The organism is Anaerotignum lactatifermentans (assembly GCF_014982935.1).
In the GTDB taxonomy this organism is placed as follows: domain Bacteria; phylum Bacillota; class Clostridia; order Lachnospirales; family Anaerotignaceae; genus Anaerotignum; species Anaerotignum lactatifermentans.
This window is the reverse complement of the sequence record NZ_JADCKK010000033.1, coordinates 1-12,265: the sequence shown is the minus strand read 5'-3', so window position 1 is coordinate 12,265 and position 12,265 is coordinate 1. Positions and strand designations below refer to the sequence as shown.

Here is a 12,265-nt window from a genome sequence, read left to right as displayed (position 1 = left end):
AACAATTTTTCCAATAAAAAAGGATATTTCCTCTTTTTTCTTCGAAGAAATATCCTGAAATAAAGTCATTTATGATAATCCGGTTCTTTCCAGATATGCTTGTAAATCAATGTCCCACTGGGCATAGGCTTCCTCGCCTCTATGGTCTGGCAGGTCATACGTCTGATCCAGATAATTACCCAGCCATTCACTGACTTTCACGGAGCCTGTCAAGTTCACATGACCCTGATCATAATAATCCACCGCAGGGTCCAGACCTACCTGTGTGCGGATTTCTTCCGTATCGAAATCCACATAATCCACGCCCTGTTCTTCCGCAAAGGTTTCCATGGCCTGACTCTTTTCATAAGTCCAGCTCATTTTTGGCAGATGGAGCAGCACAACTTCAATGCCCTTTTCCTTGCACAAAGCAATAGATTTTTCTGTATATGCCAATGCGCTTTCATCAAAAACCGCTGTTTCTCCTGTCGGTTCCATAAATCCATCAGGATAAACCTGAGGAGAAATGTCCCGCAGATAAACATGTCCTTTTTTGATGGAATGTTTCATAAGCGGTCTTGGTTCCGCATCTGCCAGATTCACTTCTTTCCACCGTTCATGATAACGGAACAGAGGGAACACATAAGACAATGTGGTCTGGCGTTCATCTGCCGCTGTCACTTCCTGAATGATCTCCCATTTATAAGTGGAAAGTTTCATACCGTCCATGGCACGGCGCATATCCCCTTCCTGTTCTGCATAATCGTAAGACTGGAACAGGTTGTCACAGACCAGTACCACCACTTCGGGATTCTGGTATTCCAGAGATTCTGCCAGAAGTCCATAGCTGACAGAAGGTGCCTGCAATGCGGACGCTCTGGCATATCCTGTAAAGCCGTGATCCTGATACATGAGCATGGAAGATACCCCTCTCAAAAGAGGGCTGCTGCCGATGTAAAGCACATCTAAACTATCTTTCGGTTCATCATAAAAAGCATGAATTTCGTTTGTTTCGTCGTCATTCCGGCGGTACACCTGAGTGAGCTGTCCAAACACCAGCACAAATACCAGACAGAAGGCAGAACAACGAGCAATGATATTAATTTTTTTACCCATATTCCTAGAACCCCCTGTAAATAAAGTCTGCTGCGTTATAGTTCAAACCGTAAACGCCGAAAATTATCAATGAAAATACTGCACACAGATACACTGCCCAACGGAAATACAAATTCTGTTTTGCCAGTGTTTCCCGTACTTTGATACCGCATTCCTGCATGATGCTCACAGCCAGCAATACCAGAGATGCCAGTACCAGTACCCACAAGTCTTTGCTGTCCAGACCAAGCTGGAGCAAACCGCCGTTAAAGAGAATATCTGTATCCCAATTCACAATCATGGAGTGCATCATGGAAACGGAAATACTGAAGCCTGCCGCTCTGGTGATGATTTTCCCCAAAGCTACCAGCACCAATGTCCGCAGAATCTGGAACAGATGCCAGCTGAAGCATTTGGTATTGATATGGAGTTTTTCCGCCAGATTCCGCAGAGGTTCTTCAAACAAAATCCCCAGTACGATGAGGGTACCGTTGTAAAAACCAAAGGCGATGTATTTCCACTCTGCCCCATGCCAGATACCGATGAGGAAGAAAATGATAAACTGTGGAATCAATACCGGCAGCATTTTACCGATATAGTTGCCCAGCACCTGACGACCTTTTTTCCCTACCTTTGTAAAGAATTTAGACAAAGACAAAGGATAGAACACATAATCCCGGAACCATGCACCAAGGGTGATGTGCCATCTGCGCCAGAAGTCAGGGATGCTTGTTGCCAGATAAGGGCGTTCAAAGTTTTTCTCCAAGTCTACGCCAAAAATCTGCGCCGCACCGGTGGCAATATCAATACCGCCGGAGAAATCCCCATAAAGCTGGATGCAGTATACCAAAGCTGCTACGGCTACATAAGTTCCGCCAAATGTATCGGGGAATCCAAACACATTATCTACCAATACAGAAGCTCTGTCGGCAATGACCAATTTCTTGAATGCCCCCCAAAGCATAAGCTGTACACCAAACTTGGTGCGTTCATAGGAAAAATCATTTCCTTCAAACAACTGTTTGGACAGATGCTGGAATCGTCCGATAGGTCCCTGCACAATGGTCGGGAAAAAGGAAATGAACAGTGCCAGTTTCCCAATATTTTTCTCCGGCGCTACCTTTTCCCGATAAACGTCGATGAGATAACCCATGGTCTGGAAGGTATAGAATGAAATACCCAGCGGCAAAAGGAAATGGAACACGGGCAGTTCCACAGGCGCGGAAATCTTCGCGAATAAAGCGTTCAGGTTTTCGCTGACAAAACCGGAATATTTCAGCACTGCCAGAATACCGAAGTTGAATACCAGTGTAGGTACCAGAACCCGGCGTTTTTTCTTCGTAAAATCCGCTTTCCACGCCTTTTTGCCATCTCTGTCCAATTCTGCCTTCACAGCATTGTAAGCGGCTTTGTTTTCTGCCGCCATGTTTCCTAATTTCATTGTTGCGATATATGTGCTGATGGTTGTGGCAAACAGGTATACAAAGTATTTGACACCTGCGAAATAATAAAAGACATAATTAACCACCAAAAGCGTTACCCAACGGTAACGCTTCGGCGTTAAATAATATACAGCTACAGCCAACACCAGAAACATCACAAACTGCATAGATGTGAATGCCATAATGTTTCTCCCTGTGCCTGATTAGTCTTCCTGCAGTCTGGTTACCAGTGCCATGATTGCTTCAACGGAATTGAAGTTTTCGGGCACGATTTCGTCCGCACCGATTTCAATATCGTAAGCGTCACACAGTTCGCCAACCAGTGTTACGATGTCAAAGGAATCCAGCTCGCCGCTGTCTACCAGTTCTTTGTTGTCCTCAAAGTCTACGTCAGGTCTGATTTCTGCCAAGATTTTCAATAAGCTTTCCATGTCACATTATCCTTTCTTCTCTTTTATCATTACCGGAGCGATTCTGCCATCAGGCAAAAAGCCCAGCATTTCATACATTCTCTGTGCTGACGGGTTATCCGTCCGCACCCACAGCTGACAACGCAGTGCGCTGTCCTTTACCTGCCAGATCCAGTGTTTCACCAGCATTTTGCCGATGCCCTTTCCTCTGGCTTCTTCTTTCACTGCCACCTGCCATAGAACAGAAACTTTCTTTTCCGGTCCAAAACGCAGGAAACCCAACATTTTGTCATCTTCCATGGCAACCAGCACTTCTTTTGCACGAATGGACGCCAGCAGTTCCTTTTTCTCCGGCAAAGCGGAGGTATAAGGCTCAAAGCTGTTCGCCATGATTTCCAGAATCTCATCTACCTGAGATTCCGCAGCAAACTTTGCTTCACGGGTAGCGGAAATGCCTTCCTGCATGGGCATCATGAGCCGTTTCCGTTCCAGATAAGGCACAAATCCAACTGCCTCCCATGCGGATGCCTTTGGTTCCTGTCCTTTCCTTTCCAAGCAAACCTGCTCCAATACCAACGGTTTGTCCATTTCCGGTACAGCCACCGGCAAAGTCCCTTTATCCAGAAAGAAATAAAAATCGTAATGTTCTTTCTTTTCAAAAATCAGGTAACAGCCATGTTCAAAACGCATAACCATCCATTTTTTTGCCACCGGCAGATATTCCTCCTCCGGCAGAAAGAAATTGGTCATTGCCCGTTTGCTGTGCCAAGCCCGCAAAAGCCCTTCTAAAGTTTTGGTATCAGGAATTTTCTTGAACATAATACTCCCTCAATCGCAATCTGTCAATTTTTCCGTTGAGTGTCTGAGGCAGAGATTCCATCTGGATCATCACATTGGGGAACATGTACTTGGGCACTTTATCTCTGAGTTTTTTCAGAATATAAGCCTGTGTGGCTTCTGCGCCGCAGTAGAAAAGCACGATTTTCTGGGTATCGTTGTCGTAAATGCAGGCACCGTTTTCCACCAAGTCAATGGAAAGGACTGCTGTTTCGATTTCTCCCAGTTCAATACGGTGTCCCATGTGCTTAATCTGATGATCTTTTCTTGCAAGGAAAATGATTTCCCCATACTCGTTATATTTCGCAATATCGCCGGTTTTATAAATTTTTTCGGGATAGTAGGGATTCAGTGGATTCTGAATGAAGGCTTCTTCTGTCTTTTCAGGATTGTTGTAATATCCCAGAGCCAGACAGCGCCCTCTGACACAAACTTCCCCAGCTTCTCCCGCCTCTGCCAGACGATTGTCTTTCAATAAGAAAATGTCTGTATTCCGGCAGGCATGTCCGATGGGCAAAGGCTCATCATCGGCAAATTCTCTGTCTACTATATAATACGTACAATCCACAGTGGTTTCTGTAGGACCGTAAATATTGGCAAACATGGCATCTGGATAATGCCGCCGCCAGTAATTGAACTGTTTGGTTGGCATCGCTTCCCCTACAAACATGATTTTCTGCAAATAAGACGGACGCACTTTTTCCAGAGCGTCTGTGTTTGCAATAATACACAAAGCGGAAGGTACCCAGTCAATGTAATTGATTTTCTTTTCTTCCAGATAAGGAAGCAGTTTCACAGGGAAAGAGAAAAGCATCTTCGGGATGATTTCCATTCTTGCCCCGGTTTTCAATACAGCATAAATATCTTTGACGGAAGAATCAAAGTAAAAAGGCGCCTGATTACCGATAACTTCTTTTTCTGTAATGGAAAAAGTTTCTGTATACCATTCTGTCAGGTTTACAACAGCCTGATGGCTGATGACAACCCCTTTGGGCACACCTGTGGAACCGGAGGTGAACAGCGCATACAAGGGATCTGTGTCGATGGCTTTCCGACGCACTTCCGCCAGCGCTTCCTCATTCACATTTCCTTCTGGAATTTCTTCCAATACCAATGTTTCTCCTGTGTAACCCAATGCCGCTGCCTGTTTTTTACTCTTTTCATCAATGAGGAGCACCACAGGCTTCAATGTTTCAAATATGGAAAGAATCCGTTCTTTAGGCATGGTCACATCAATGGGGGTGTAAAAATTCCCACTGTAAACACAGCCCAGAAATGCCGCAATCATATCCGGTGTTTTATCGGTCATCACTGCCATGGGCGCATTTTTCACACCATAAGACAATAAAGCGGAACCGATTTCTTTTGCCCGCTGTACCAGCTGACCAAAAGTTTTTTCTTCCTTATCTGCGGCAAAAGCCACAGCGTCTGGCATGCGTTTTGCCGTTTCTTCCGCATATTCCAAAATATTTCTGATCATTTCATTCCCTCAATTCTGATTCTCTGCACATTCCATAAATCAGCGCAGTCTCAAAAGAGTATAACACCATCAGAAAATCAAGTCAACAAAAGACCTTGCTTCCCTTTTGATTCTATCTGTTTTTTAAGAAAAACAGTCTTTTTCCCAGTCAGTTCTGGACAGCTTCATGTCATAAAACGGCCAATCTTCTCCCATACAGGGATATGTTTTCGGTTCTTTTTCCTTTTCTTCCTGAAAACCGCAGGCTGTATAGCAGGCTTTCGCCCTTGGATTATTCTCAAAGACCACCAGCGTCACCTGTTGGATATGGTCATAGGAAAAGGCAAGTTTCAAAATTTCCTGCATCAGCTTTTTTCCATAGCCCTGACCGCGCAGGTTTGTATCCAGAATGAGAAAGCCGATTCTTGCCGTTCCCGGTTCTTCCTTTAAAAAGCGCATGGTCAAATGGGCAAAAATCCCCTGCTCATGAAAAGCCGTCAGCACATGATAATCTGCATCTGTTCCTTCTTTTTCATAATACTGCCGCAGATTTTCCCCCGTAATGGGATAGGTCCCCAAAAAACCTGCACACCACTGATAAAACACCAAAGGACTATCCACCCAAGAAATGATTTTTTCCGCGTCTTCCGGTTGAAAAGTTCTCAACTGTATCATGCCATCCCGCCTTTTCCTTCTTCAGGCAAAATACGCAGTGAAGCACTTGATTTCATCATAGCACGGAAACATTCCCTGTGACAATCTTCTCTATAAAAAAGAAGCCCTATACACGGGGATGTATAAGGCTTCTTGGAATTGTATCATTATTGCTCTGTCTCTCGCATGGTCAGTGAAAAAGACTTTGCACAAACAATACCGATGATTTCTATCGGTATTGAGTATACCATACCGAAAAGCAGAAAACAATGTTTTTTTATTTAAATGCTTTCTAATGCCTGTGCCAGATCCGCAATGATATCATCCACATGCTCAATGCCAACAGAAAGACGAACCAAATCCGGACCTACACCAGCCGCTACCAGTTCGGTATCTGTCATCTGGCGATGAGTGGAAGACGCAGGATGCAGGATACAGGTTCTTGCATCAGCCACATGTGTGGCAATGATGATTTGTTCCAGTTTTGCCATAAAAGCTTCTGCCGCTTTTCTACCGCCTTTTACACCGAAAGAAATGACGCCGCAGGTGCCGTTGGGCATATATTTCTGTGCCCGTTCATAATATTTGTTGCCTTCCAGTCCGGCATAATTTACCCATGCAATCTTTTCATGGCTATTCAGGAATTCCGCCACTTTCTGGGCATTCTGACAATGACGTTCCATACGCAGTGCAAGAGTTTCCAGTCCCAGATTCAGCAGATACGCATTCATAGGTGCAGGTGTGGAACCCAGATCACGCATAAGCTGTGCTGTTGCTTTTGTGATGTAAGCCCCTTCTTTGCCAAAGCGTTCTGCGTAAGTGATGCCGTGATAAGAATCGTCCGGTGTTGTCAAACCGGGGAATTTGTCCGCATGTGCCTGCCAGTCAAAGTTGCCAGAATCTACAATACAGCCGCCGACGGTTGCATCATGACCATCCATATATTTTGTGGTGGAATGAGTTACAATATCCGCGCCCCATTCAAAAGGACGGCAGTTAATGGGAGTTGCAAACGTATTATCCACAATCAAAGGTACGCCGTGGGCATGAGCGGCTTTTGCAAAGCGTTCAATATCCAGAATCACCAGTGCAGGATTGGCAATGGTTTCCCCGAATACCGCTTTGGTATTGGGCTGGAAAGCCGCTTCCAGCTCTTCATCGGAACAATCAGGGTCAACAAATGTAAAGGAGATACCCATTTTCTTCATGGTAACGGCAAAAAGGTTATAAGTACCGCCGTATACAGTAGAGGAAGATACCACATGATCCCCAGCCTGACACAGGTTGAATACGGCATAGAAGTTTGCCGCCTGACCGGAAGAAGTCAGCATTGCTGCTGTGCCGCCTTCCAATGCACAAATTTTCTGTGCTACCCAATCGCTGGTGGGATTCTGCAAACGTGTATAGAAATACCCTTCTGCTTCCAAATCGAACAGCTTGCCCATTTCTTCGCTGCTGTCATATTTGAATGTAGTGCTCTGAACGATGGGCAGCAGTCTGGACTGTCCGTTTGTGGGTACATAACCTGCCTGAATGCATTTTGTTTCCAATCTCAAATCTTTCATGTTTGTTCCTCCTTTGTATTAAGCCTGAATGTCACTGATATGATAAGGTGTTTCCTGATATACGAAGTAGTTCAGCCAATTGGAATAAAACAGATTGGCATGGGCTTTCCAACGCATCAAAGGTGTCTGTTTTGGGTCATCCTCTGGAAAATATCCATAGGGCAGCTGAATGGGAAGTCCTTTGCCCAAATCCCGATAGAATTCTTTTGCCAGAGAGTCTGCGTCATACTCAAAATGTCCTGTCAGGAAAATCCGTCTGCCAGATTTATCTGCAATAATATGAGGTCCTGCGCCAGCGGATTCCGCCAGAATTTCCAAATCATCCACCTGACGAATATCTTCTGCCCGCACTTCTGTATGACGGGAATGTGGGCAATAAAAAGCTTCGTCAAAGCCTCTCATAAGCACATGGTCTTTTTTCTCTACCTGATGGGAGTAGATGCCGAATTTCTTTGCAGGCAAGCTGTATTTGGGAATGTCATAGAAATAATTCAGTGCCGCCTGTGCGCCCCAGCAGATATGCAGCACACTAAACACATGGCTTTTTTCCCATTCCAATATTTCGCACAATTCCGGCCAGAAATCCACATCCTGAAAATCATAATTCTCAATGGGTGCACCGGTGATGATGAGCCCATCGAATTTTTGATCTTTCACATCATCAAATGTTTTATAAAAAGCGTCCAGATATTCTGAAGCAGTATTTTTCGCGTTATGGCTTTTCATCTGCAGCAATTCAATTTCCACCTGTAAAGGCGTATTGCTCAGCAGACGCATCAGCTGTACTTCCGTTTCGATCTTGTTAGGCATCAAATTCAAAATGGCAATGCGCAGAGGACGAATATCCTGATGTACTGCCCGATAAGGATTGACAACAAAAACATTCTCCTTGCGCAGCACATCAAATGCTGGAAGTTCTTCATTGATAATCAGTGGCATAAATTCATCTCCTTTGTGTTTTTCCTCGGAGTGCAAGCCAAAAAGCAATAAAAAAACGGCTCGCATCCTCCGAGCCGTTTGTAAAAATCAGTTTTGTTTCAAAGCATCTCAGAACGATTGCAAGTAACATATGAACATCACAAAAAGCATGCACATCATCATGCCCATGCTCATCATCATATCCATATGCAGTTTTCCAACAAATGTAAATTTCTGCATGTTGAAAACTCCTGTCCGTCGTCTGTGATCTTTTGCCCATTGTAACGCGACCTTTTTTATCTGTCAACACTTTTTTCTAAATTCTTATGCACTTTATCTTGCATAAAGACTACTTTTCTGCTATGCTATTGCGTATAAGTAAATCTGAATATCCCAAAGAGGAGATGTATGCAACCATGTCTATTGAAAAAGTTAAAGCTTATCTGAAAGATATGAATTGTCCCAAGGAAGTATTGGAATTTGCTACCTCCAGTGCAACTGTAGAACTGGCAGCAGAAGCAGCCGGCGTTATTCCCGCCCGGATTTCCAAAACGCTCTGCCTGATGTCTAAGGAAGGACCCATTGTCATTTCCGTTGCAGGGGACGCAAAAATCGATAACCGCAAATTTAAAGACACCTTTGGTCTGAAGGCAAAAATGCTTTCTCCCGAAGAAACACTGGAAGCAACCGGACATGCTGTCGGTGGCGTTTGTCCTTTCGCACTGCCGGAAGGTACCCGTGCATTTGCCGATGTTTCCATGAAGCGTTTTGACACTGTATTCCCAGCTGCCGGCAGCAGCAACTCCGCAGTTGAACTGACTTGCGACGAACTTTTCCATTACGGCAAATGCGAAGCCTGGGTTGACATCTGCAAAGGCTGGGAAGAAGAATAAACACCCGTTTTTTTAGTAAGGAGTATTTTTATGAAAATATCTACAAAAGGCCGCTATGGCATACGCCTGATGTTAAGTCTGGCTCTCCATTACGACAAAGGCACACTGGCTTTGAAATCCATCGCCAGAGAGCAGGATATTTCCGAAAAATATCTGGAACAGATCATCAATCCACTGACAAAATCCGGTCTGGTAAAAAGCTACCGCGGTGCGCAGGGAGGTTACATTCTCACACGAGAACCAAAAGATATCACCATCGGAGAAGTCCTGAGAATTCTGGAAGGTTCCCTCTCTCCCGTAGATTGTGTGGACAACCCCATGTGCCCCAACTCTGACACCTGCGTTTCTCTTTCCATCTGGAAAAAGATGAAAGAAGCGCTGGATGATGTCGTGGACAACATTTCTTTAGCTGATATGGCAGAAGAATACAAAGAAAAAAATCATATTGAAATCTAAAAAACAGCACGCAGGAAAAATTCCTGCGTGTTGTTTTTTTATGCAATCACTTGCTGTACGGTTGTTCCTGCATAGTAATGTTCCAGAATTTCTTCTGCTGTTTTTCCATCTTCTGCCATGCCTTTGGCACCATACTGGCTCATACCCACACCATGACCGTTTCCGCCGCCATAAAGGGCAACACCTGTCAATTTTCCTTCCGCATTTTTCATTTCTTTTACGGCAAAAAAACCACTTGGAAGCATGGTATTCCCTGTCAAAGGCTCTCCGTCTTTCCTCTGCAAATAAATAGGGTCACCAACAGTCATTTTGGTAGGTGAAAGTACCTGTCGGATGGTATATTCTGTTTTCACCTGCACAGAACCTTTTTCATAGTCCAATCGCAGTACTTCCATCACGCCGCTTTCTCCACGCTTTGCCACAGAAATGCCTGTAAGCCGTCCCAAATCTTCTGGTGTTTGTGCCTTCCAACTGCCATCCTCCTGCAAAACTTCCACATGGGCTGGATGGGATTTTGCAGCTTCTTTCAGTTTGGCGCCGGTGATTTCCGTCAATTGTCCTGCACCAAAATATGTTTTCCACCGATACCAAGGGGACGCGTCGTCATATCCCTCAATCTCCCAATCCTGCCAGAATGCCAGCCATTCCTCTTCTGTATTCGGTTTTTCCACAGAAATGCCGTAGGTTCCGCCTGTCAAATAGGGTTTGCTTTCTTCTGTAAAAGTACCGTCTGCCGACCATACTTCTTTTGCATCTGCGCCATAGCCACAGGAAGTGGAGTAAAAATACGTGGTCACCACTTCATTTCCTGCCGTCAGACATTTTCCTGCCGTTGCCTGGATTGCCGCGTCAGACAGTTCTGCCGTATCCGCCCCCAGATAAACCTGACTGGCTACAGTATCTGCCAAATGAGCGCCATATCCGCAATAGCTGTTAGCATAAAACTGATTATAGGCATAACTGCGGGCAGTGATTGCCTGAGCCTCAAGGGCTGTTTCTCCAAAATCCACAGGCATTTCATGAGGAACCACGCCCCGCAGATAGGTTTCCAAGGGCAATGCATTGATGACAGAAATGCCGTCCTGCCGCCGTTCCAGTTCCACTGTGCCAAAATACTGACGTTTTGTACCATCAGAAAAAGTTACGGATAAGGGGCTTTCTCCCGTTGGAGCCGCTTCCACAATACCGCTGTCAAACCATGGCAAGTCAGCAGTCATCACAGCCTGTTCTCCATTAGAAAATGTTTTTTCTGCTTCACTGCTTTTCAGGGTAAATCCTCCCTCTGCGGAAATGGTCACTTTTGTCTGCCCTGCTCCGCCAATAAGTACACGGATATTCTCCGGCTGTACTGTCTGGGTAATGATTGCTCCTGCCACTTTTCCATCTTTGAGATAGTAATTTGCTCCCTTTGTGCCGCAAATCAATTTCGATACTTTTTGGCTCGTCCACTCTGTTCCTGTGGCATCATAAATACGAAAATCATCTGCCCAGGAGAGAAGACCTTGTTCTGCCAGATAAATTTCCTGTCCATTGACTCGTTTTACCGTACAAAGCCCCAATTCTGCTGCCTGTACTGCTTCTGTTGCCTTCCCTTCTGTAAGAGTCACATCACAAATGCCGTTCACTGCCTGTCCTGTATAAGGTCGTGTCACACTACCTGCACCTGCTTCCATACGGATGGTTCCGCCGGAAGCCGTACAGTAGATATTCTCAATGGTAGGGGTGGTGTCGGCAACTTCCAGCAACGCCAGAATCTCTCCATCTTTTGCCCAATACCGCAGTGCCGTATTTTCATAGGGCTTCAAATCCAATCCGGCTCCGCCATAATACCCATTATCAAACATGCCACCGCCATCCTCCGCTGTCAGAAGCACACGGGTTTCTTCCGTAATGCCATAGGCAGAAAGTCCTTCTTCTCTTGCTTCCAGAGCTGTCTGCAATAATTGTATCCATAAACTGTAGGCCACCGGCATATTCTGATTGCTTTCATCCAGCACCATTCGGCTGTCATAATCTGGTGCTAGTCGGTCTAACAACGCCTGCGCCTGTATCAGCGTCAAATCTTTTTCTGGGTAAAAATTACCGTCCTCATCACCGGATAACAGTCCCAGTTTCACTGCCCCATTGATGTAAGGGTAAAAAGGGTCTGTCTGGGGCACATCTGGAAAATCTGCCACCTGTTCCAGTCCTTCCAATTCCTCTTTGGTGTAAAAAGTCAATGCCATGGTCTTGGCTGCCATGGCACGGCTGATGGATAAATCATCGCCAATACGTCCTATTTCTGCCATTTCTCCCGTTACTGCATTTCCACAGCCTGTCCAAAACAGGCTTGTCAGTATCAAAAGGAAAAAACAAATCCGTTTCATGTATGTCCTCACACTCCCTGTCAAACTTTATAACAGTATACGGACATGCACCGGAAAATAGAACCTCTTTTTAGTACCATATAAGTGTAAGAGATAAAGCATATCATTTGTGCTTTACCCTCTGCACTTATTTTTTTATGATAAGGGAGTAATTGGTCTGGCGAGGCTCTTTTTGGATTAATCACATCCGT

General features: G+C 45.0%; 10 protein-coding genes and 1 pseudogene. 2 read left to right on the top strand and 9 right to left on the bottom strand.

What is annotated here, in order from left to right; translation table 11 throughout:
* Nucleotides 1–69 precede the first annotated feature (69 nt).
* The 8 genes and pseudogenes from INF29_RS09160 to metA form a co-directional block, all read right to left on the bottom strand.
* Complete coding sequence (locus INF29_RS09160; RefSeq protein WP_193486143.1) at nucleotides 70–1,095, bottom strand: hypothetical protein; 1,026 nt, start codon at nucleotides 1,093–1,095, stop codon at nucleotides 70–72.
* 4 nt (nucleotides 1,096–1,099) lie between these two features.
* Entirely contained in the window at nucleotides 1,100–2,698 is a 1,599-nt protein-coding gene (locus INF29_RS09155) for an MBOAT family O-acyltransferase (protein WP_072852247.1), read from the bottom strand.
* A 21-nt stretch (nucleotides 2,699–2,719) separates the two neighbouring features.
* Complete coding sequence (locus INF29_RS09150; RefSeq protein ID WP_022255662.1) at nucleotides 2,720–2,947, bottom strand: acyl carrier protein; 228 nt, start codon at nucleotides 2,945–2,947, stop codon at nucleotides 2,720–2,722.
* A 6-nt stretch (nucleotides 2,948–2,953) separates the two neighbouring features.
* Complete coding sequence (locus INF29_RS09145) at nucleotides 2,954–3,745, bottom strand: GNAT family N-acetyltransferase (RefSeq protein WP_193486140.1); 792 nt, start codon at nucleotides 3,743–3,745, stop codon at nucleotides 2,954–2,956.
* A pseudogene (locus INF29_RS09140) lies at nucleotides 3,726–5,204 on the bottom strand (amino acid adenylation domain-containing protein); the annotation flags it as partial. The gene INF29_RS09145 and the pseudogene INF29_RS09140, both read right to left, overlap by 20 nt.
* 162 nt (nucleotides 5,205–5,366) lie before the next feature.
* Entirely contained in the window at nucleotides 5,367–5,897 is a 531-nt protein-coding gene (locus tag INF29_RS09135) for a GNAT family N-acetyltransferase (protein ID WP_193486135.1), read from the bottom strand.
* 260 nt (nucleotides 5,898–6,157) lie between these two features.
* Nucleotides 6,158–7,441 (bottom strand): O-acetylhomoserine aminocarboxypropyltransferase/cysteine synthase family protein, encoded by a 1,284-nt coding sequence (locus tag INF29_RS09130; RefSeq protein ID WP_193486132.1) that lies wholly within the window; start codon nucleotides 7,439–7,441, stop codon nucleotides 6,158–6,160.
* 18 nt (nucleotides 7,442–7,459) lie between these two features.
* Complete coding sequence (gene metA, locus INF29_RS09125; RefSeq protein ID WP_072852239.1) at nucleotides 7,460–8,380, bottom strand: homoserine O-acetyltransferase MetA; 921 nt, start codon at nucleotides 8,378–8,380, stop codon at nucleotides 7,460–7,462.
* 395 nt (nucleotides 8,381–8,775) lie between these two features.
* Between metA and INF29_RS09120 the strand changes: the two genes are divergently transcribed.
* The gene (locus INF29_RS09120; RefSeq protein WP_072850301.1) at nucleotides 8,776–9,252 is read left to right on the top strand and encodes a YbaK/EbsC family protein; all 477 of its coding nucleotides are present in this window, start codon (nucleotides 8,776–8,778) and stop codon (nucleotides 9,250–9,252) included.
* A gap of 30 nt (nucleotides 9,253–9,282) precedes the next feature.
* Nucleotides 9,283–9,708: an RrF2 family transcriptional regulator gene (locus INF29_RS09115; protein ID WP_022254550.1), complete on the top strand. Its 426-nt coding sequence runs from the start codon at nucleotides 9,283–9,285 to the stop codon at nucleotides 9,706–9,708.
* Between the two features lie 38 nt (nucleotides 9,709–9,746).
* Here the strand turns inward: INF29_RS09115 and INF29_RS09110 are convergent, their stop codons facing one another.
* Complete coding sequence (locus INF29_RS09110) at nucleotides 9,747–12,074, bottom strand: SpoIID/LytB domain-containing protein (protein ID WP_193486129.1); 2,328 nt, start codon at nucleotides 12,072–12,074, stop codon at nucleotides 9,747–9,749.
* Nucleotides 12,075–12,265: the final 191 nt, after the last annotated feature.

Coding starts and splice junctions, on each gene's coding strand:
- INF29_RS09160 (WP_193486143.1), bottom strand. CDS start 1,095: ATGGGTAAAAAAATTAATATCATTGCTCGTTGTTCTGCCTTCTGTCTG.
- INF29_RS09155 (WP_072852247.1), bottom strand. CDS start 2,698: ATGGCATTCACATCTATGCAGTTTGTGATGTTTCTGGTGTTGGCTGTA.
- INF29_RS09150 (WP_022255662.1), bottom strand. CDS start 2,947: ATGGAAAGCTTATTGAAAATCTTGGCAGAAATCAGACCTGACGTAGAC.
- INF29_RS09145 (WP_193486140.1), bottom strand. CDS start 3,745: ATGTTCAAGAAAATTCCTGATACCAAAACTTTAGAAGGGCTTTTGCGG.
- INF29_RS09135 (WP_193486135.1), bottom strand. CDS start 5,897: ATGATACAGTTGAGAACTTTTCAACCGGAAGACGCGGAAAAAATCATT.
- INF29_RS09130 (WP_193486132.1), bottom strand. CDS start 7,441: ATGAAAGATTTGAGATTGGAAACAAAATGCATTCAGGCAGGTTATGTA.
- metA (WP_072852239.1), bottom strand. CDS start 8,380: ATGCCACTGATTATCAATGAAGAACTTCCAGCATTTGATGTGCTGCGC.
- INF29_RS09120 (WP_072850301.1), top strand. CDS start 8,776: ATGTCTATTGAAAAAGTTAAAGCTTATCTGAAAGATATGAATTGTCCC.
- INF29_RS09115 (WP_022254550.1), top strand. CDS start 9,283: ATGAAAATATCTACAAAAGGCCGCTATGGCATACGCCTGATGTTAAGT.
- INF29_RS09110 (WP_193486129.1), bottom strand. CDS start 12,074: ATGAAACGGATTTGTTTTTTCCTTTTGATACTGACAAGCCTGTTTTGG.